Raw genomic sequence first — 21,624 nt, forward strand, 5'->3', positions numbered from 1 at the left:
AAAAACCGTGGCTATTTTCGGGACAACTATACTAGATTTAATCATCCTGTAAGCGAAGTGGTGTGAGCAATGTGTGGAATAGTTGGGTATATAGGCACGCAAGCGGCGACAGATATTTTATTGGCTGGGTTAGAAAAACTGGAGTATCGCGGGTATGATTCCGCTGGCATCGCCACAGTCTGGGAAGGCGAGGTGAACTGTGTACGCGCCAAAGGCAAACTGCATAACCTGCGTTCTAAAATTGCACAAATAGCCACTCCTGCTCAAATTGGGATTGGTCATACTCGGTGGGCAACTCATGGTAAGCCAGAAGAACACAACGCCCATCCCCACATGGATATGGCTATGCGCGTGGCAGTGGTACAAAATGGCATTATCGAAAACTACCGCGAGTTACGCGAAGAACTCAAACAAAAAGGACACAAGTTTGTCTCAGAAACCGATACAGAAGTAATTCCCCATCTCATAGCTGAATTTTTAAAGCATCCCCCATCGCCCCACCTTCCCACCTCCCCATCCCCCTTTTTCGAGGCAGTTCGCCAAGCTGTTAATTATCTTAAGGGAGCATTTGCGATCGCAGTTATTTCTGCTGACTACCCAGATGAATTGATTGCAGTTCGCCAACAAGCACCTCTAGTCATTGGCTTTGGTCAAGGGGAGTTCTTTTGCGCCTCCGATACCCCAGCAATTGTGGCTTATACTCGTGCAGTTTTACCGCTAGAAAATGGCGAAGTTGCCCGTCTTACACCCTTGGGGGCTGAGATTTACAACTTTGCTGGCGACAGATTGAAAAAACAGATCCGAATGCTGACTTTGAGTCCCACAATGGTAGAGAAGCAGGGATTCAAACACTTCATGCTCAAAGAAATTTATGAGCAACCAGGGGTGGTAAGAGCTAGTTTAGAAGCTTATTTTAATACTGATACTGATACTAATGAATCTATCTCACCCATTAAACTAGGCTTGCCTGCCGAATTTTACGCAGATTTAGCACAAATTCAAATAGTTGCCTGTGGTACCAGTTGGCACGCAGCATTGGTAGGAAAATACTTAATTGAACAACTAGCAGGAATTTCTACTCAGGTACACTATGCTTCTGAGTATCGCTATGCACCATCACCCCTAACACCGAATACATTAATCATTGGTGTTACCCAATCGGGTGAAACGGCTGATACCCTAGCAGCTTTAGGTATGGAAAAAGAACGTCGCCAAGGAAAAGAAGCCAAATATCAAGCGCGACTGTTAGGCATCACCAATCGCCCAGAAAGCAGCTTGGGGTTAATGGTTCCCCATATCATCAACACCTTAGCGGGAATTGAAATTGGGGTAGCAGCAACGAAAACTTTTATTGCTCAATTAATGGCTTTTTACGCGTTAGCGTTAGATTTAGCGGCTCGTCGTCAAACAGTAGCCCCAGAGAAATTAGCAGAAATTATTGATGCTTTGCGGCAAATTCCCCCAAAAATTGAAGCCACATTGCAAAGCCAGGAAAATTTAACTGAAAACCTCGCCCACGACTTTGCTGAAACTACAGACTTTATCTTTTTAGGTAGAGGAATCAACTTCCCCATTGCCTTAGAAGGAGCTTTGAAATTAAAAGAAATCAGCTATATTCATGCTGAAGGTTATCCAGCCGGGGAAATGAAACATGGCCCCATTGCTTTATTAGATGCCAAAGTGCCAGTAGTTGCGATCGCAGTTCCTGGTAGTGTATACGAAAAGGTGATTTCTAATGCTCAAGAAGCCAAAGCCAGAGATTCCCGGTTAATTGGCGTCACACCAGTCGAAGATGGCGAAGCCGCAGAAATCTTTAATGATTTGCTCCCCGTGGCGGAAATAGATGAATTACTTTCACCAATTCTGACTGTAATTCCTTTGCAATTGCTGGCTTATCACATAGCCGCCCGTCGTGGCTTGGACGTTGACCAGCCTCGGAATTTAGCCAAGTCTGTAACGGTGGAATAGTATAAATTTAAGCTTGGGCAAGTGTTGATAGGGTTTAACAAAAGGCGATGCTCCACAGGAGCCGCTACGCGATCGTAATCTTTGGACGGAGGGCGATCGCCTTTTTAATTTCAGATTTCGTTTTAGCTACTGATGTGACGGGGTTGTGTAAGTTGGCGACTCCCGCAGATGTGAAAGAGCAGGATTATTCCCTAAATCCTGGGCGGTATGTGGGTGTGGTGATTGAGGAAGATGGGAAGACTGAGGAGGAGTTTATTGAGGAGATTTTGAGTTTAAATGATGAGTTGGAAAAGTTAAATCAAGAGGCGCATCAGTTAGAGGGGATTATTGCTCATAATGTGAAAGAGATTGCGGGGGATAATTAGGTAAGGAGTAAAGGAATAAATCTATGAATACTCGTGAAACTGTAGTTAATAAGTTACAACAATTACCTGATCCTCTGTTGGCAAGAGTAGAGGAGTTTCTCGATTTTTTGATCGCTCAACAGCAAAAGCAAGCAGTTAATGTTCAATCTGAAGATACTTTAACAGATAGGTGGAAGCAGTGGTTTGAAGTGGTTGATCAATTATCTGTATCAACTCATCAACCGCAGAATGAGTATCAGCAACGCTTACTGGAAAAATATCGTCAGCAGGGTTTAGAGTTGTGATTCTGTGTGATGCAGGAGTTTTGCTTTGTTTAGTAGATCGCACACAACCGCAACATCAAATTTATAAAAATCTGGTGATGGGTGTTAACAAACCTCTGATTACAACTTGGGCTTGTCTAACTGAGGCGATGTATCTTGCCCTTCATAGAGGCGGGTGGGTGATGCAAAAACAACTAGGGCAAATGCTTTTAGACAATTTACTAACTATTTATGAAATTCAGTCTAGTGATTATAATCGATTGTTTGTATTAATGGAGAAATATCAAGATCGACCAATGGATTTGGCTGATGCAACTCTAGTATTGACTGCGGAAAAGACAGGATTTTATCAAATTCTCACTCTTGATTCGGATTTTTTGTTTTACCGAATTGATAATCATGTAAGCTTCGAGATAATTAAATGATGATGAGGAAGTTTGAGAGTATTATTACTCATAATGTACGCGAATTAGCGAGTGAGTTATGAGTATTTGGAAAAATATACCACTAGGTAAAACAGCATTACAGTTTATTGATGGTGATAGATCGAAAAGATATCCATCCAGAAGCGAATTTGTAGATTCTGGAATACTATTTCTTAACGCTGAATCCATTAATAGTGGTGTTATTAATAGGGCGAATGCAAATCATATTAGTGAAGACAAGTATAGAGAAATCAAGAAGGGAAGAATACAAAAAGGAGATATTTTACTAACAACAAGGGGAAATGGTATAGGGGATTGTGCAATTGTCAATATTCATGATAGAGGATTGATAAATGCACAAATGCTAATTTTAAGGACAGCTAAAAAAGAGTTTGAACCGTATTTTTTATTTTACTATTTCAGTGATAATAGTATAAAAAGTACAATAAAAAATTTTTCTTCTGGTTCTGCACAACCTCAAATACCTATACGAGATTTAAAATTTCTATCAGTTCCTATTCCGCCGCTTTCCGTTCAGAAAAAGATTGCGGCGATACTTTCTGCTTATGATGACCTGATTGAAAACAATAATCGCCGTATTGCCATATTAGAAAAAATGGCTGAGGAAATCTACCGCGAGTGGTTTGTCCGTCTGCGCTTTCCGGGTCATGAACAGGTTAAGTTTAATAAAGGCATCCCACAGGGTTGGGAAGTTGTCAAAATCAAGGATATTGTTAATCGTAAACCTTTTGGAAAGATTTATAGAGAAAATGAGCTACTTACTCAAGGAGCAATCATAGTTATAGACCAATCTCAAAAAGAATTTTTGGGGTTTCATAATGAAAAACCAGAACATATGGCTTCATTAAATGAACCAATAATAATCTTTGGTGATCACACCTGTAAGATGCAAATAATGACTCAACCGTTCTCTCTAGCTGAAAATGTAATTCCGTTTACATCGAAAAAATCTATTCCTGTTGTATTTCTTTATTATTTAGTTAAAAATTTAGTCGATACGCAAGAATATAAACGGCATTGGACTGAACTTTGTAATAAAGAAGTGTATATTCCTGATTCTTTATTGTCAGAAAAGTTTTCACAAATCATAATAAAACACTTAGTAATAGTCAATTTTCTTCAAAAGGCAATTTGGAATCTTAAACAAACACGCGATCGCCTCTTAACTCGTCTCATCTCAGGTAAGCTTTCCGTCGAAGACTTAGACATCCAATTCCCGCCCAGCATGACAGAAGAATTAGAATAAATATGAAGATTTGGAATTTCCCTAGATGAGCGTCACAATTCCCGATGATATCCTCAGAGCATCAAACATGACAGAGGATGAACTGAAATTAGAAATTGCTATCTTGCTTTACCAGCAAGGTAAAATTAGCAGTGGCAAAGTCCGAGCATGGACAGGAATCACAGTCCTGGAATTTCAGCATGAATTAGCCAAACGTGGTTTACACATTAACTATGATGTTGAAGATTTCCAATCTGATATAAAGACACTGCAATCAATGGGTTTGCTGTGATTATAGTTAGCGATACATCACTGTTTATAGACCAAATTACCCCCCTTAATCCCCCCTTGCAAAGGGGGGAAACCGGATTTAATTCTGCATTGTAAAGGGGGGAAACTGGAAAATCTAGTTCCCTCCCCAATGCATCGGGGAGGGTTAGGGTGGGGTAATTTTACCACTTTGCAAAGGGAGGTTTAGGGTGAGTGAATACACTACCAAACTAAACAGCCATCGGTTAAAATTTCTACATTAATAGAGAATGAAATCAAAAACGCTCTATAACCGTGTAGCTTGCCTAAACCATGCCTAACTTTATCTCTGAAGATGACATCGAACAAGCGGTACTTGCCAATTTAAAGAAGCACGGCTTTAAATTACTCAACTGCTTCACCACCAACCCCGACGATCTCAACGACAGATCCAACCGCACAGATAAAAGCGAGGTCATTTTTAGCGATCGCCTGAAAGCAGCAGCAATTCGCCTCAACTCTAACTTACCAGCAGATGCGATCGCCCAAGGTTTAGAAACTCTCACCAATAAACGCCAGTTGATGTCTCCCATCGCCGCAAATCGGGAAATAGACAGGCTAATTCGTGACGGTATCCCCATTGAGTATGAAAACGCCCAAGGTAGAAGCGAACACGGGAAAGTGCGCTTAATAGATTTTAATGACTTGAGTACAAACAGAAATAATGAATATTTAGCCGTTTCTCAACTGTGGATTAAAGGAGAAAGAAACTATCGCCGTCCTGATATCCTGCTATATATCAACGGTTTACCCCTGGTTTTCATCGAACTGAAAAACTCCAACATCAAACTGCAAACAGCCTTTGACGACAACCTCAACAACTACAAAAAAGATATTCCCCAACTCTTTCTCACCAACGCCTTCTGCATTCTCTCCAACGCCCTAGAAACCAAAATTGGCAGTTTTACCGCAGAGTGGGAACACTTTTTTAACTGGCTGCGGGTGGAAGATGAAAAGGAAAAAATAGATCGTCAGCAGATTCAAGAATCTGGTACTAGCCTAGAACTAGCCATAGACGGGCTTTGTCACCCTTCTAAACTACTCGACTACATCGAAAACTTTATTCTCTACCACAAAGAGACTCAGAAAATCATCGCCCAAAACCACCAGTTCATCGGTGTGAATCGCGCCATTGATGCCTTCGACCACAGGGAAGAAAAACAGGGTAAATTAGGAGTTTTCTGGCACACACAAGGCTCTGGTAAAAGCTTTTCGATGATTTTTTATGCCCGGAAGATTTTTCACAAGCTCACGGGCAATTTTACCTTTGTGATCATTACCGACCGTGATGATTTAGATGGGCAGATTTACCGCAATTTCTTAAACACCGAAACCGTCAAAAAAAGCGAAGCAGCCCAACCGAAAAACAGTAAACAACTGCGGGAGTTTCTCTCGCTAAACAAACGAATTGTCTTTACCCTGATTCAAAAGTTCCGCTACGAGAAGGGGAAGGAGTACCCAATATTGAGCGATCGCAACGACATCATTGTAATTGTCGATGAAGCACACCGCACCCAGTATAAAACCTTAGCGGAAAATATGCGGGCAGGTTTACCCAATGCCAATTATCTCGCCTTCACAGGTACACCCCTATTAGGTAAAAAGCGCAAGACTAACGAATGGTTTGGCGATTATGTCAGCGAGTATAACTTTTCTCAGTCAATGGATGATGGCGCAACCGTCCCCCTGTTTTACCAGAAGCGAGTACCAGAGGTACTGATTCAAAACGAGGATTTAAGCGAGGAATTTTACCAAATACTTGAAGATGAAAACCTGGATGACACCCAGCAAGCCAAGCTAGAAAGGAAATTTGCCCGCGAAACCGAGGTAATAAAACGCGATCATAGGTTAGAGACAATCGCTAAAGATATTGTTTACCACTTTCCCCGTCGTGGCTATCTGGGTAAAGGCTTGGTGGTTTCTCTAGATAAATTTACTGCTGTGAAAATGTACGACAAAGTACAGTATCACTGGAAAGCAGAAATTAAAAATCTGGTGGGACGAATTAAGAAATCTAGTAATGACATTGAGAAAGTTCGCCTCAAAAAGATTCTCGACTTTATGCGAGAAACAGAAATGGCTGTGGTGATTAGTCTGGAAGGAAGCGAAAGCGAAGTTGAAAAATTTGCGAAACAAGGACTTGATATTAAACCCCACCGCGAAAGAATGAATACCGTTGATGCACAGGGACATGATATCGAGTATCAGTTTAAAGATGAGGAAAATCCCTTACGGTTGGTGTTTGTCTGCGCCATGTGGCTGACGGGTTTTGATGCGCCCACCCTCTCGACGCTTTACCTTGACAAGCCGATGAAAGACCACACGCTGATGCAAACTATCGCCCGTGCGAACCGCGTCACCTCATATCAGATTCACAACGTCACCAAAACCAACGGCGAAATTATTGATTATTACAACGTCTTCCGCAACATGAAGCAAGCCTTGGCAGATTACGCTTTGGGCGATGATGGAGACAAGGAAGACTCACCTATTCAAGAAAAGTCTAACCTGTTTGAGTTACTCGATGATGCGATCGCCCAAGGACTGAATTTTTGTAGTGAACTGGGGATTGATTTAGAAAGCATCCTCAAAATTCAAGAAACTTTCCCGAAATTAGGTCAATTTAACCAGTTTGCTGACACCCTACTGCAAAAAGATGAATGGCGTAAAGCATTTTTTGTCTATCAAAATACCATTACCTCACTCTATGAAGCCTGTAAACCAGAGATAATCAAGCAACCACGTCCATTGGTTTTCATCTTCCAATATCTGCGAGGAATGATTGATAGCATCATTGAACGCAAAGATATTGATAGCGCAAGTTTAAAAATTGCGGAACTGCTAGATGAAAGCGTAGTTGCTGATAATCAAGGAATTACCACTAAAGAATATAGTGCAGAATACAACATTATCCAGACAGGTCAAATTTGGGATTTAAGTAAAATTAACTTCGAGCAACTCAAAGCCGAATTTAGCCATAAACCCTATAAAAATATTGAAATTACCGATTTACGCAGTTTTATTGAAGACAAGCTGAACAAAATGATTCAGCAAAACACCACCCGTACCGACTTCGCCCAAAGGCTACAAGCCATCATTGACAAATACAACGCTGGTGGTTCATCAATTGATAACTACTACGAAGCCCTCGTTAACTTTACAGAAAACCTGAAAGCAGAAGCAGAAAGACATATTCGGGAAGGGTTGACAGAAAACGAATTGGAACTATTTGATTTACTCAAGAAAGACAAAATGACTGCGGAGGAAACCCAAAAAGTCAAGTTAGCTGCACAGTCCCTCTTGCATCGACTCATAGCAGAACAGCCAAAAGTATTAGTGCAAGACTGGTATAAAGATATGCAGAGTCAACGCAGAGTCCAATCCGTAGTGGAAGCAGTTTTAGATCAAAATCTGCCTGACAGTTATGATCGAGTGTTATTTAAGTTTAAATGTGACACAGTATTTGATTTGATCTATGACCACGCTAGTAAAGGTTACAAGTGGGTAGTATAAAAAGTGGCATAATTTTTATTTGGACTGCTATTATAGGAAAAATTAAAGGATGCGATCACTGACACTTTTGGGATTCTAAATTGCGTATTCCCAGTATTTTGGATACTGCTAAATTTGGATACTGCTAAAACAAAGCTGGTGGTACATAGCTTAAAAAAATTTTCCAACTTTTTTATTTGCAAATCCGACTCAGGCTAGTAGAAATTCTCAAGCCATCTAAGCTAAATTACGGATGATCAACCCTCAGCTAGACTCAACTATTGAGCGTTATGAGACAGAAATTGAGAAACTGAAAACGACTGACGCTTCTATAGATGCCGAGCAGGTGTTGGAAGTGTTAAATGTCAGGAATGATTTACACGTGGTATTGAAGAGTGAAACATTTATCCCTACCAGTAGGCTAAAGCAGGTTCTAGAGTTAGATGCAGAACTCAGGAAACAGGCAGTAAAAATTAACCAAGTTATCAAAGCTGAACGTGAGGGGGTTTATGGTTTGCGTCGTGCTTTCGTGATTGCTGGCTCACAAAGTCAAGTTATCAGTTTATGGAAGGTAGCGGATGATGCTACGAAAGATTTTATGGTTGCTTACTATGACAGGTTGTTAAGCAATAAAGGACGAAGTGAAGCACTGCGGCAAACACAACTAGAGATGCTGCGGGGTGAACAGTATCACAATCCCTACTACTGGGCAGCGTTTATCCCTTCTGGTGATTGGACACCGATGGATAAGTGAATTAGTTTTGCGAAGTTTGGCGATAATTCTATATGATTGGCTCAACATTAGGACTTACGCACTCGCTACAAAAATCAAGGCTTTGAGATTGCTAGAGCCTCCGGCACGCTACGCGGTAAGCGCAGCCATGCCCGTTAGGGCTTTACCCTACGGTCGCAATGACGAAAATACGTGGTTGGTTACGTAAGTCCTGAACATGAAATAGAGTGCGAGCAAATAAAATTTTGCCGTAGCAGAACTGCTCAAATTAGTATTGAACTTATTGAAGTGTTCCAAACCTGTATGAATAAGGAGTTTACAGAATTGTTTAATCGTTTTATTCGATTTTTTTACTGAAAGCCAAGTATATTATGGAGAGTGCGTTTAAATTGTTCAACCGCTTAATTTTATTAACTACGATAGATTAAGCATTTGAGGATAAGAAATTGTTCAACCGAATTATTCCTCTACAGCCCTTTGTACAACAAGAAAAAATTTGTATACCCATTTAAACGCTACTACCAGCCAATGTGCAATTCCTCATGATCTTTTGAAGACTACCTCAAAAATACCTTTTATTAGAGTTTACGCCATGACACAGACAACTACAGAGCGTCTATACTCTTTTGAAGAATATCTTGCTTATGATGATGGTACTGATAACCGTTATGAACTGGTGGATGGAAAACTAGAACTGATGAATCCACCAACTTTTAGACATTTGCTGATTTCTAAATTCATTGAACTGGCATTTGACACAGAAATCAAGCGCTTGAGTTTACCTTGGCTATGCTTTAGAGAGGCGGGGGTAAGAACAGGATGGCGAAAGTCAAGATTGGCTGATGTTTATGTTGTAACAGCTGAACAGGTGATAGAATTCCTTGATGAGTCGGCTGTTTGTCAGTCGGCACCGATATTAGTAGTGGAAGTTGTCAGTCTTGATTCAGTGAAGCGCGATTATCGCTATAAACGTTCTGAATATGCAGCGTTGGAGATTCCAGAGTATTGGATTGTAGACCCAATAGAGTCAAAAATTACAATTTTATTGTTGTCAGAAGGATTGTACGAGGAACAAGAATTTAGCGGAAGTCAGCAAATTGTGTCTGCGACTTTTCCGCAAATTGTGCTGACAGTTGAACAAATTTTAGCTGCGGGTAATATTGAGTAGAAAATAGCGATATCTCCGTCAATAAAATACTAAAATTTTTGTCAATGTACTGTATCTTCTAGCTGTAAACTATACCAGCCATACCAGTGACGCACTGCTAACCAAATAACTGAAAGCAAGCCTGCAACACTGAGAGTCAGACCACTGAATGGTACTAATAATCCGAAAACTGGTAATACTGCTCCAGCTATGGTGCAAATAATGGCAGCAAGAGAAGCATTGCGATTGTAACCTAAACCCCATGTCAGCGCTAATAATACTAGGGAAATCATTGCCCAAGCTAACTGTGCATTTATGAAACGACTGAGATAAGTCAAAGTCAGCAGACAAGCAAAGAAAATACCAGATGCGATCGCTACATTTTTGATACTCATTGGTAATGACCAGTACAGCAACAAGATCCACCACAGAAATATCGCTGGTGCTAATAATAACAGCCGGGGAATAATCCCCGTGTCGTGAATGGGGTTTGTATTGGTAAACACACCAAATGGGTTTCTCACTGCTACATTATCATCAAATTTCCAAATAAATTCTGTGCTGCGTCTATCAACTTTCGTCTCATTAGGAACAATTCCACTGGCAAAATCAGCAGAGGCAAAGTTGGCAATTGCTGTCAGGCGGAAATTAGAGAGTAACTGTCCAGCGCTGTCATATACCCAGCGTGATCCTCCTTGCGCCTGATAGGTAACGCGAAAATTAGTTTCCGCTCCTGGTTGTAAGCTGAAAGGAAAACTATATTCCCCTGGATTATTGGGTTCTAATCGCGTCTGATCACGCTCAACTTTATAGTTAGAAAGTAATGAGTAACCGTTGGGTGGTGGTGCTTCAAAAAAGAAATTATTAATATCTTTTAGTCTGTTAATAATTTTATAATCCGCAGTATAATCAGCACGATAAATGTTACTGCGTCCTTGAACATCTGTATTTTGATCAAGCTTTACCTGAATTTGTGAGCCAGATAATGCCAGATAGCGACTAACCTCTTGTGTATCAGTTACCTTGATAATTTTGCCATCAACTTGGGTTGTATAAGTGAATGGTTGTTGTGTCACATAGCGGAGTCGGGGGGCAATTTGCTCTAACTTTTCACCAGCAACACTTTGAGCTACTTGAGCCACCTTTGCTTGTTCCCAGTGGTGATATCGATTGCTCAGGGTGGAACAGAGAAAAAAGCCTACCACTAACAGCACCAATACTACAGTTAAATGCTGTAATCCCTTCAAAATTTGGGAGTAACGAATAGACCACTCACCAACGAAAAATACCTGTTCCGATTGATAGCGACGCAGAGAAAAACTTACAAGAGCGATCGCTATGCCTAAAGCTATGACTAAAAATACCAATAACAATGAAGCTTGCAGTACCTGAGAGCCAAACTGAATTAGCTCTGTAGGATGTGTCAAATCAGGTAAACCGGGAATACCCTGAGTGGAGTAAGACATTTATGGGTTTTTGTATAAGTTGAAACATCAGACTAGTGAAATACAGTGAAAGTTTCTGAATTTTTCAACATCAGGTTTTGTTTGAAGTTTTAAGGTAAACGATTTTGTCCTCGCCCGCTTTGTATTTGTAGTAGTTGCAAATTCTTCGTCACCCCCGCGTGCGCTCGATTAAATATTCACTATCTTGTGTAAACCTTGCACTAATCTTTCTATACCTTCTTTAGCAGTATCTTTGTGCAGCGCACCATAAGCAACCCGCAGATAACATCCGTCTTTCATCCCAAAGGTTGTACCAGGAATGACTGCTACTTGATGTTCCTGAATCAATCTTTTAACTAATTCAAAAGCATCCATTTGGGTATGAACTTTGAGGAAAAAATAGAAAGCACCATTGGCCGCAGCAATGCTACACATACCTTGTAGGTTATTGAGTGCATCTATGACTATTTCTCGTACTTGAGCGATGCCTACGGCGTTCACTGAGCTTTGTCGAAGTGCGGGCTGTGCCAACGCACCGATATTTTTCTGTAAATACTCCGGTTTAGCTTGCAATGCACCTAAGGCTGCATACTGGGATACAACTGGTGGACAAATCAAAATCGTATCCTGGATTTTTTTCACAGCCACCAGCAGGTGTTGAGGAATCACCATGTAACCAATGCGCCAACTGGCAAAACCATAAGCTTTAGAAAGACTGTAAAGAGAAATTGTGTAATTTCTACCACCACTAAAAGCACCAGGGGAAATGTGTTTTACCCCGTCGTAGGTAAAGTATTCATAGGCTTCATCGCTAATATGGTAAATGCCATGATTACCACAAATTTGATTTACCTGCTGCAACCCTGCTTGTGAATAAACAACCCCAGTCGGATTATTCGGTGAAATTGTGACTACCGCCCGTGTTTTCGGTGTAATTGCTTGAGCGATCGCCTGTGGCCGCAGTTGGTAATTTTCATCTGTTGCTACCAATACTGCATGACAGCCAGCGATGGCGATCGCCATTTCATGATTGAAATAATAAGGTGTATTTAGGATAATTTCGTCGCCTGGGGAAGTGATCGCCAGAATGGCATTCATAAACGCCATATTGCTGCCCGCAGTTACTACAATACAGTTATCTTCATTAATGGCAATGCCGTTGAAGGTTTGCAACTTTTCCCCTAGTGCTGCCAATAATGGGGGAATACCCTCAACTGCTTTGTATAAATTATTAGTTGGTTCCGCGAGAAACTGAGATAAAAGTTCTAACACTTCAGGAGGTGGACTATATGAAACCACACCCTGTCCCAAAGAAATAGTGCCAGGAGAATTTTTAATTAATTCCCCAACCACAGGAATAATGGGCGACTGCACAGCCTGCATACGAGAGGTTAGGGATTCCATATCGAAAATGCTGAGTGCTGAGTAAAAAGACAGCGCACAAGAGAAGGATTTTCGACCTACCCTATACGCAATTAGATTTTAATATATTACCAATGAGTTATTTGCCACTTTTGTCGGTTTAATTTGTTGCCACGTTCAGTGGAGATTTTCCACGCGATAGCGATTCACTGCTGCAAGGAGATCGCTTACCTGTAATGACCATATTGACACCACGACCTGGTGCAAGGGTAACACCTCTACGGCGGGGTACTTCTGGTTGATCATCAGCCAATGCGAGTTGATACCGTGACAAGATTGTTGCCAATACTAGCTTCATTTCAAACAGAGCCAAAGCCTCACCCACACAGCGACGCACACCGCCACCAAAGGGGATAAATTCATAAGGAGAAAATTGACGTTCTAGAAACCGCTCTGGTCTAAATTGCTTTGGTTCTGGATATAAATCTTCACGCTGGTGAATAAGATACATAGAGCCAACTACAATCGTACCAGTATCTAGAGAATGTCCCAAAAGTTCCACAGGTTCTTGGACTATTCTGGGAAACGTCAACATAACCACGGGATAAATCCGCAAGGTTTCATTACAAACAGCCGTCAGATAAGGTAACCGGGAAATGCTCATGGGATCTGGTGAATCACCAAGGGTATCCAGTTCTTGCAGCAGTTTTTCTCGGACTTCGGGTTTTTTGTGAATCCAATATAATGCCCAAGCCATTGCTATAGCTGTGGTTTCATATCCAGCTAACAACAGAGTCATCAACTCATCACGTAACTCCTGATCTGTCATGGAGTTACCTGTTTCATCTTGTGCTGACATCAGCAAGGAAAGGATATCAATCCGATTTTCATCGTTCTGCTGGCGGCGTTCCGAAATTTCAGCATAAATTAACTGATCCAGTTGCTGTCTATCCCTGATAAACTTGCCCCAGGGACTCCAAGCGCCTAAATCTTTTTGCAGAGACGAAAAAAAGAGAAAACTAGAACTTAATGGTGAGCGAAATAGATTCGTGATCAATAGCAGTTGTTTTTTAAGTTGTTGACTGCGTTCTCCCTCCCACACACCGAAAACAGTCTGTAATATGACTTGCAAGGAAATTTCTTGTGTAGCGTTGCGAGTAATGAAGGGTTGATCTGTGGGTAATTGACTCCAGACTTTTTTTGTAATCTGACGAATTAAATCACCATAGTTTCGCATCCGATCGCCATGAAAAGATGGCATTACCAGTTGTCGCCGTTTTCTATGGCGATCGCCATCCAGCATAAAAGTTGAATAGTTGCCAACTAAAGGTTGCAAAAGCTTATTCTCTTTACCAGCAGCAAAAAACTGCTTGCGATCGTTGGTTAAAATTTCTTGCACCGCCTGGGGATGGTTGACAAATACCAACTTGTTACCAAAACCGACGACATGAGACGTGAAAATGTCAGGATATTTTTGGGCTGCTTTTTCCATATACCTTACAGGATCAGCCACCCACTGTAACTGCTGGAGAAAAGAAGGGGTTTTCAGAGGATTAGGTGTTGACATGAAATTTTGGCTGGCGAAATTGTGATAATTCCAGTGTAACTTTTCTCATATACACGCTTAATCACTGCTGTGACTCAACTTGAGTTTCCCGATGCAAAAGGTTTAACCCAGCCGATTTGGATAGCTGTATCGAGAGCGATCGCCCCCATTGCAAACCACAACACACTTTCTCCAGCTAGCACTAGATTAGGTAACACTGTAGTAACCGAACTTCCACCAACTTCAATCTGAGTTAATCCCCTCACCAAGCCAAAAGCCAAAACACCACCAGATTTGAGGTGAGAATTTTCATCTGTGCGGATGATATAGCGGTAGGTAACACCAAAGAGTAAACCAGAAAAGCCAGCGATTCCCCCACTCAGCCACCAGTACCAATTAATATCCTGATGCAGACTTGCAAGTAACGGAAAATATTTTGCCAGTAGCAGAGTGTTAGCCAAACTTGTAATTACAAAAGCAAGACACAGAGAAAAACCCGCAGTTATTCCCGCCTTAAGAGATTCTATACGTTCTGCCATCAGTTGCATATCTGAAGTTTCGTTTCCTTTGGTTAATGGGTGAGATGCAAAAAACTAGTCCCTAGCCTAAGCGCCTCTTTTTAAGAATCAACAGCCTTTTCCCAGTATGATGGGTATTAGAGATGTTTTGTAATGATTGAGAAAGTAAGACTATGATTTTGACACTGGGTTGGGTATCACTATTGGTTGTGTTTACTTGGTCAATTTCAATGGTAGTTTGGGGACGTAACGGACTATAGGGAAATCGTGGAAAGTCCATTTCTGGGTATTTTGGCTTTACTTGCTCTAGTGCTGCTATTAGCAGTTACTGGTGGTGTTGGTTATTTAACGTTGGCAGATTGGCGCGATCGCCGTCGCCGAGAAGATGAAAAACGCGAACTTCGACGCAGCTCTCCTAAACGGCGATAATTTACTGAAACTTGCACAATGTTTTTGTAGGGATGTGATATTATCATGTCCCTACATTGTTCTGTGAATAAAATATGACTGAATGTTCAATTTCCAGTGATTAGGGGCATTCTAAGATAGAAGACCCTCGCTATTTAAACTCGCACTGGGAATGGAAAACTCTCCTACCATACAACCCATACAACCGAATTCAGAATCACTACAAAATCAGCCCGATGAGACATTCTCTCTGTATCAAAGCGAGAAACAAAAAGCTTTATCTGGAGTAATTGCCCGCATTCGTGAATCTCTGGATATAAATGTCATATTTAAAACTACAGTTACGGAATTACGCCAGCTTTTAAATACTGACCGAGTAGGGGTATTTTGTTTTTATCCTGAATTGGGATGGGAAGGAGAATTTATCTATGAAGATGTGGGAGAAGAATGGAGTTCGGCATTAACAGCCAAACTGCGTGACCATTGCTTTGCAGCGGAGTTTGCGGGACTGTATCAGCAAGGTCGAATTAAAGTCATGGCTGACATCTATGAGGCGGGTGTCAGTGATTGTCATATCCAGATGCTAGAAGCATTCCAAGTACGTGCTAATATAGCTTCTCCTTTGATGAAGGGTAAGGATTTATGGGGATTGCTATGTATTCATCAGTGTAGTGGCCCTCGGCAATGGAACACCTCAGAAATTGAGTTTGTGCAACTCATCGCTGAACATTTAGGCGTGGCTTTGCAGCAAGCAGACTACTTAGAACAGGTAAAAAACCAATCGGCACAACTAGCAGAAGCAAAAGCCCGCGAAAAAGCAGCAGAATGGCAGAAAACCATAGCCATAACCATAGAGAAAATTCGTCAAACCCTTGACCTGGAAAGCATTTTTTACACAAGTACCGCAGAACTACGGCAGTTATTGAATGTTGACCGTGTAGCTATCTATCGTTTCAATCCCGATTGGAGTGGTGAATTTGTCTTTGAATCTGTGGGAGAGGGTTGGTGTTCCCTCATGGATGAGCAATTACAGCATCCAAAATTACGTGAAAATATTAGTGAATGTAGTGTCAAACATTTAGCTCAAATTCCAGTTGTAGATACTTACCTACAAGAGACAAAAGGTGGTCACTTTACTAGAGGTGAAGTCTATCGTATTTGTAATGATATTTATAATGCAGGTTTTAGCGACTGTTACATTGAAATTTTAGAGAGTTACCAGGCAAAAGCTTATGTAATCATGGCTATTTACCACGGTCAAAAACTGTGGGGTTTACTAGCTGTCTACCAAAACACCGGCAGCCGTGATTGGCAAGAAGATGAGGTTTATTTGCTCACCCAAGTTGGGACTCAACTCGGTGTAGCTTTGCAGCAAGCGGAATTTTTACAAAAAATGCATATTCAAGCAGCAGAACTCAGTAAAGCTGCGGAAAGGCAACGGGGATTGGCGAACACTGTCGAAAAAATTCGGCAATCTCTGGATATTGACACTATTTTTAAAACCACTACTCAAGAAGTTCTGCGGTTATTAGAAGTAGAACGAGTAGCAATTTATCGCTTTTACCCTGACTGGAGTGGCGAATTTGTCGCTGATTCCATAGTTGATGGTTGGATACCCATAGTTAAGCCCCAGCCTGTGACAGAACGTATTCTTTTACCAGAAACCCAAGCAGAAAAGTATCCGCGTAATGAAGTTTTTGTCCCTATTTCTCAGGGCGAAAAATTATGGGGATTGCTAGTAGCTTATCAAAACTCCCGGCCCCGTTATTGGCAAAATGAGGATATTAATTTGTTGGCACAAGTGGGAGTACAACTGGGGGTAGCTTTACGGCAAGCTGAGTCATTACAACAGGTGCAAATGCAAGCCGAAAAACTGGCTAAAGCTGCCGAACGAGAACGCAAAGCAGCGCAACGAGAAAAGACGTTAGCAGCAACGGTGGAAAAAATTCGTCAGTCGCTGGATATTGACACTATCTTTAAAGCTACTACTCAAGAAGTCCAACGCTTATTAGAAGTTGATCGAGTGACAATCTATCGCTTCAATTCAGATTGGAGTGGTGAATTTGTAGCTGAATCATTAGCTTCTAGTTTGACATCAGTGCAAGAACTTTTACCCATGATTGCAGATGACTATTTGCAATCAACCCAAGGCTCAGACTTTGCTGATGGAAAAATGTTGGTTATTCCCGATATTGATCATATCAATGATAATCTCCGTCATATTCCCCTAATTACGCCACTTTTAGCTAGGGCCTTGATGATTGTACCAATTTTTCAAGGTGAGAAACTCTGGGGATTATTAGCAGCGTATCACAACACCAACCCTCGTGACTGGCAGGAAGATGAGATAGATTTGCTAGTACAGATTGGCGCTCAATTAGGCGTGGGTATTCAGCAAGCAGAATTACTAGAACAGACTCAACAGCAAAAAGAAGAAATCGCCCAAACCCTCAAAGAATTACAACAAACTCAAAGCCAGTTGATTCAAAGTGAAAAGATGGCGGGTTTAGGTCAATTAGTTGCTGGCGTAGCCCATGAAATTAATAATCCCATTAGCTTTATTTACGGGAATATTACTTATGTGAATGAACATACTGAAAATTTGTTTAAATTGCTCCATTTTTACCAGAAAAGGTATCCCAAAGCCGCAGGAATAATTCAACAGCAATCAGCAGAATTAGATTTAGATTTCATTGCTGATGACTTGCCTAAAATTCTCAAATCTATGATGATGGGGGCAGAGCGGATTTCTCAATTAGTTTTGTCTTTACGCAGTTTTTCGAGACTTGATGAATCAGGCATGAAGCCTATTGACCTTCATGAAGGCATTGATAGTACTCTATTAATTTTACAACATCGTCTGCAAGCAAAAGATGGTGCTGTTGCGATTGAAATAGTTAAACAATATGGCGATTTACCTCCAGTTTTATGCTATGCAGCCCAGATGAATCAGGTATTCATGAATATAATTAATAATGCTATTGATGCTTTAGAGGAGTCAATAACCAACGCAAAGTTAACTGATAAACCGCGAATTTGTATTAGTACACAAGTAATCAGAACCAATACTGTTTTAATTCGGATTGTTGACAATGGTGGTGGCATTCCAGAAAACCTGCGATCGCGCATTTTTGAACCTTTCTTTACCACCAAGCAACCCGGTAAAGGTACTGGTTTAGGTTTATCTGTTAGCTATCAAATTATTGTGGAAAAACATGGTGGTCAAATTAAGTGTCTTTCTGAACCAGGTCAAGGCTGTGAATTTTGGATAGAAATTCCCATCACTAATTCAATTAGTTAATTCGTAGTTCGGACTATTCAACTCAACGCTGCAAATTGTTGCCAGCAAAGATACAATGCACGGGGTACATGGAAACAGCCTTTCCATTTCCCACCTTTAAGGTTTAATAGTACTTCACCACGACGATTGAGATAGCCAAACCACTCACCGTATTCTGGATCAGCAAAGTGTGACCAAGTATAATCGTGCATTTTTTGATACCATTCCCTACAAGCCTCACGCCCTGTCAAGCGATCGCCCATTGCTAATGCTACCAAAGACTCTAAGTGAACCCACCAGAGTTTTTGATCCCATTCTAGTTGCTGTGGGGGATGACCATCTGCATCCATAAAGTAATACAAGCCGCCATAGTCGCTGTCCCAGGCAAAATTGAGGATATTTAGTACTACATCAACGGCTTGGTTAATAGTATGAGTGTCGTTTTGGCGACTGGCAATATCCATGATGAACCACATGGCTTCAATACCATGACCAGGATTAATTAATCGTCCCTCAAAACAATCAATGTGGGAACCATTTAGGGCGACATTTTCGTACATCAGCCCCCGTTCCTGATGGAGAAAATCCGTCATGACTTCCTCCACAGTGCTAGCCAGAACACTGTCTAGGGTTTCGCTGGGTAGCAACCATGCCATTTCTAAAGTGAGGTTGGCTAAAATCATCGGCACAGCCAAGGATTTCATCGGGCGTGTTCCAGGATAAGTTTTATTATATTTACCCTTGGGATTATCCTTACGGCGTAAAACGTTGTTGTAAGCTTGCATAGCCACATCCTTGGCCCAATCTTCTCCAGAAGCCAGAGCATATTGACTAAATGCCATCGCCGCAAAACAGTCAGAAAAGATATTGTAAGGCTGAACTAGTGGCTGGCCGGCACGATTAAGGGCAAAGTACCAATTGCCATCGGCATCTCTGCCATGTTGGGCCAGAAAATTAGCGCCATTTTTGGCAATATTCAACCAGTTTTCCCGTTTTTCTAGCTGGTTGTACAACATAGAAAAAGTCCAAATTTGGCGATTTTGCAACCAAATAAATTTGTCTGTGTCGTAAACCTGTCCCTGACGATCAAGACAAGTAAAATAGCCGCCTTGCTGCCAGTCAATAGAGTATTTTTCCCAAAATGGCAGTACGTCATTGAGAAGCGCATTTTGATAAAGTTCAGCCAGCTTTGGAAACTCGTACCCCATAGATTGCCTACCCTTTAGTGCCAAAGTTAACAATTTAACAGATATTCAGAGCAGTTTTTCTAACTAATCAATCAACGCTCTAGACGTGTGATCGAACCGCCAACAAATGCTCCTAAAACTGTACCCAACCAGATTCCAGTTGTGCTACCTTGCCATGCTGCTCCTGGTGTCACCAAAACCTGACACATGACCTTTAAACTCCAAGAATGGTTTTGACATTTCTGCTTATGTAGCATCGATGTGGTCTGTCCACCGATGTAACCACCAAATAACCCCCCTGTCAATGCTAAAAAGGTGCAAATTAAAATTCGATGTTTAGTCATTTTCTAAATATCTGTTGGGGCTTTACGAGATTGTAATAGATTTCCACTTTTTCTCCCCCCACTAAGGATTTTTTGGTGACGGTAAGACTGGTAGAATCTACCTGATAGCTTTGAGAACAAATTGCCATGTCTGCTGAAACTAACCAAGTAAATCCCGCAACTACAGGTGCTGATGCTATTGATGAAGCGATCGCCCAGGGAATTGATTTTGATGGTTCTACCATTCCGCCTGCAAAGCTAGAACTGTATAGCAAAGTCATGGCATTAGAGGCCAATAGACAACGCAGTGGCGTATCAAATACCATGCGATCGCGCATTGTGCGAATTGGGGCTAAACACATTCCTCAATCAGAACTTGATAAGTTGCTTATAGATGCAGGTTTTGCGCCTCTAAAAGAAAAAGAAATTGCCTTTTTCTATGGCGGGAAGTAGTTGAGATATTTTTCTCACTACTTGGGGCGGTGTCGCATCTGGGGGATAAAAAAAGACAGGCATTTCGCCTGTCGTCACATATATTGATTTAGCAAAGATTTTAGAAATTAAGTTCAGCAGCTTGGACTTTTTCCACCTGCTTCTTCTTCAGCACCAGCATAACTTGAGCTAACATTACCAGAGCAATGAAAGCAATCAACCATTGGACTCTAGAAGCATCTTGCAATACGATTTCTGCATCTTGTTGACCAAATCCACCAACGTTGGGGTTATTAGTCAAAGCATCACCAGCAGTTACAGATTGACCTTCAGAAACAATCAATTCTGGCCCTGGGGGAATCGTGTCAACAGTGGTTTCACCGGAGTCTGTTTGAATGTTGACTAGATATTTGGCGTTACCATATTCATCTTCCTCTTTGGCAATTTTGCTAATTGTGCCAGTAGCGGAAGCATTGTAAACGGTATTATTGCTCTTTTCGCCAGTAGGATAAACCTGTCCACGCCCACGGTTAGCACCTAAGTGTACTGAATATTTACCGAAGTGAATATTTTTATCGGTTGCGGGGTTGGGAGAAAGAACTGGGAAGACAATTTCTTGATACTGTTCACCGGGTATAGGCCCAACAAGAAGTACATTGTCTTTTTCTTCGCTGTAGGGCTGGAAGTAAACATCGCCGACTTCTTCTTTGAGTTCTTCAGAAATGCGATCTGCTGGCGCAATTTTGAAACCTTCCGGTAACATTAACACAGCGCCAACGTTCAAGCCAACTTTAGAACCATCAGCACCTACCTGCTGCACGCCAGTGTCATAGGGAATTTTCACCACCGCTTTAAATACGGTATCAGGTAACACTGATTGGGGCACTTCCACTTCTGCTGGTTTGGCGGCTAGGTGACAGTTAGCGCAAACAATCCGCCCGGTCGGTTCGCGGGGGGTTTCAGGATAGGTTTGTTGGGCCCAAAACGGATAAGCAGCAGCGGTTTGGGGAAGAGCTAGATCGCTAGTGAAGTAAAATGTCAAGGTAGCGATCGCTATGAGCAATGTTTTGGTAATTGCTCTAGCTGTGCGAGTTAACCTCGCTGTTGTACAGGCATTTCTCATCTCGATAAGGACAACGATTCTCTGATTAATTGGTCATTGGTCATTGGTCAAG

At 41.5% G+C, this 21,624-nt stretch carries 20 protein-coding genes; 13 read left to right on the forward strand and 7 right to left on the reverse strand.

Annotation, left to right across the window (positions count from 1 at the left end):
• The first annotated feature begins 69 nt into the window (after positions 1-69).
• The 9 genes from glmS (at position 70) to ACM0OS_RS02240 (ending at position 9,969) form a co-directional block, all read left to right on the forward strand.
• Entirely contained in the window at positions 70-1,968 is a 1,899-nt protein-coding gene (glmS, locus tag ACM0OS_RS02200; RefSeq protein WP_414541514.1) for a glutamine--fructose-6-phosphate transaminase (isomerizing), read from the forward strand.
• 47 nt (positions 1,969-2,015) lie between these two features.
• A complete protein-coding gene (locus ACM0OS_RS02205; protein WP_414541515.1) occupies positions 2,016-2,333 on the forward strand; it encodes a hypothetical protein in 318 nt (105 codons plus the stop codon).
• Positions 2,334-2,356: 23 nt separating this feature from the next.
• Positions 2,357-2,617: a hypothetical protein gene (locus ACM0OS_RS02210; RefSeq protein WP_414541516.1), complete on the forward strand. Its 261-nt coding sequence runs from the start codon at positions 2,357-2,359 to the stop codon at positions 2,615-2,617.
• Positions 2,614-3,021, forward strand: a complete 408-nt coding sequence (locus ACM0OS_RS02215) for a type II toxin-antitoxin system VapC family toxin (RefSeq protein ID WP_414541517.1) — start codon at positions 2,614-2,616, stop codon at positions 3,019-3,021. The genes ACM0OS_RS02210 and ACM0OS_RS02215 overlap by 4 nt, the downstream gene beginning before the upstream one ends.
• 58 nt (positions 3,022-3,079) lie before the next feature.
• Positions 3,080-4,288, forward strand: a complete 1,209-nt coding sequence (locus tag ACM0OS_RS02220; RefSeq protein ID WP_414541518.1) for a restriction endonuclease subunit S — start codon at positions 3,080-3,082, stop codon at positions 4,286-4,288.
• 25 nt (positions 4,289-4,313) lie between these two features.
• The gene (locus tag ACM0OS_RS02225; protein ID WP_011320217.1) at positions 4,314-4,559 is read left to right on the forward strand and encodes a UPF0175 family protein; all 246 of its coding nucleotides are present in this window, start codon (positions 4,314-4,316) and stop codon (positions 4,557-4,559) included.
• Positions 4,560-4,849: 290 nt separating this feature from the next.
• Positions 4,850-8,089 carry a type I restriction endonuclease subunit R gene (locus tag ACM0OS_RS02230; protein ID WP_414541519.1) on the forward strand — a complete coding sequence of 1,080 codons (3,240 nt, stop codon included), beginning with the start codon at positions 4,850-4,852 and terminating at the stop codon, positions 8,087-8,089.
• A 232-nt stretch (positions 8,090-8,321) separates the two neighbouring features.
• Positions 8,322-8,822 (forward strand): CHAT domain-containing protein, encoded by a 501-nt coding sequence (locus tag ACM0OS_RS02235; protein ID WP_414541520.1) that lies wholly within the window; start codon positions 8,322-8,324, stop codon positions 8,820-8,822.
• 571 nt (positions 8,823-9,393) lie between these two features.
• Positions 9,394-9,969: a Uma2 family endonuclease gene (locus ACM0OS_RS02240; RefSeq protein ID WP_414541521.1), complete on the forward strand. Its 576-nt coding sequence runs from the start codon at positions 9,394-9,396 to the stop codon at positions 9,967-9,969.
• Positions 9,970-10,010: 41 nt separating this feature from the next.
• Here ACM0OS_RS02240 and ACM0OS_RS02245 read toward each other — a convergent pair whose 3' ends face one another.
• From ACM0OS_RS02245 to ACM0OS_RS02260, 4 genes are all read right to left on the reverse strand, one after another.
• The gene (locus tag ACM0OS_RS02245; RefSeq protein ID WP_414541522.1) at positions 10,011-11,414 is read right to left on the reverse strand and encodes a hypothetical protein; all 1,404 of its coding nucleotides are present in this window, start codon (positions 11,412-11,414) and stop codon (positions 10,011-10,013) included.
• Between the two features lie 168 nt (positions 11,415-11,582).
• Positions 11,583-12,797 (reverse strand): pyridoxal phosphate-dependent aminotransferase, encoded by a 1,215-nt coding sequence (locus ACM0OS_RS02250; protein WP_414541523.1) that lies wholly within the window; start codon positions 12,795-12,797, stop codon positions 11,583-11,585.
• 118 nt (positions 12,798-12,915) lie between these two features.
• Complete coding sequence (locus ACM0OS_RS02255) at positions 12,916-14,322, reverse strand: cytochrome P450 (RefSeq protein ID WP_414541524.1); 1,407 nt, start codon at positions 14,320-14,322, stop codon at positions 12,916-12,918.
• Between the two features lie 74 nt (positions 14,323-14,396).
• Complete coding sequence (locus ACM0OS_RS02260; protein ID WP_414541525.1) at positions 14,397-14,849, reverse strand: hypothetical protein; 453 nt, start codon at positions 14,847-14,849, stop codon at positions 14,397-14,399.
• A 143-nt stretch (positions 14,850-14,992) separates the two neighbouring features.
• Here ACM0OS_RS02260 and petN point away from each other — a divergent pair, with 143 nt between their 5' ends.
• The 3 genes from petN (at position 14,993) to ACM0OS_RS02275 (ending at position 18,528) form a co-directional block, all read left to right on the forward strand.
• Positions 14,993-15,079, forward strand: coding sequence for a cytochrome b6-f complex subunit PetN (petN, locus tag ACM0OS_RS02265; protein ID WP_013189847.1), 87 nt, complete (start codon positions 14,993-14,995; stop codon positions 15,077-15,079).
• Between the two features lie 7 nt (positions 15,080-15,086).
• Positions 15,087-15,248: a hypothetical protein gene (locus tag ACM0OS_RS02270; protein WP_414541526.1), complete on the forward strand. Its 162-nt coding sequence runs from the start codon at positions 15,087-15,089 to the stop codon at positions 15,246-15,248.
• Between the two features lie 151 nt (positions 15,249-15,399).
• Positions 15,400-18,528, forward strand: coding sequence for a GAF domain-containing protein (locus ACM0OS_RS02275; protein WP_414541527.1), 3,129 nt, complete (start codon positions 15,400-15,402; stop codon positions 18,526-18,528).
• A 17-nt stretch (positions 18,529-18,545) separates the two neighbouring features.
• On the opposite strand, the gene ACM0OS_RS02280 is transcribed toward ACM0OS_RS02275, so the two are convergent.
• Together ACM0OS_RS02280 and ACM0OS_RS02285 are read right to left on the reverse strand one after the other, a co-directional pair.
• Positions 18,546-19,715: an AGE family epimerase/isomerase gene (locus ACM0OS_RS02280; RefSeq protein WP_414541528.1), complete on the reverse strand. Its 1,170-nt coding sequence runs from the start codon at positions 19,713-19,715 to the stop codon at positions 18,546-18,548.
• A gap of 71 nt (positions 19,716-19,786) precedes the next feature.
• Complete coding sequence (locus tag ACM0OS_RS02285; RefSeq protein WP_414541529.1) at positions 19,787-20,038, reverse strand: hypothetical protein; 252 nt, start codon at positions 20,036-20,038, stop codon at positions 19,787-19,789.
• 126 nt (positions 20,039-20,164) lie between these two features.
• On the opposite strand from ACM0OS_RS02285, the gene ACM0OS_RS02290 reads away from it, so the two are divergent.
• Positions 20,165-20,470, forward strand: coding sequence for a DUF4090 family protein (locus ACM0OS_RS02290; protein WP_414541530.1), 306 nt, complete (start codon positions 20,165-20,167; stop codon positions 20,468-20,470).
• Between the two features lie 100 nt (positions 20,471-20,570).
• Here the strand turns inward: ACM0OS_RS02290 and petA are convergent, their stop codons facing one another.
• Positions 20,571-21,572: a cytochrome f gene (gene petA, locus ACM0OS_RS02295; RefSeq protein ID WP_414541531.1), complete on the reverse strand. Its 1,002-nt coding sequence runs from the start codon at positions 21,570-21,572 to the stop codon at positions 20,571-20,573.
• Positions 21,573-21,624 lie beyond the last annotated feature (52 nt).

Origin of the sequence: Nostoc sp. CCY0012 (assembly GCF_963920855.1) — a bacterium.
Lineage (GTDB): Bacteria > Cyanobacteriota > Cyanobacteriia > Cyanobacteriales > Nostocaceae > Cyanocohniella.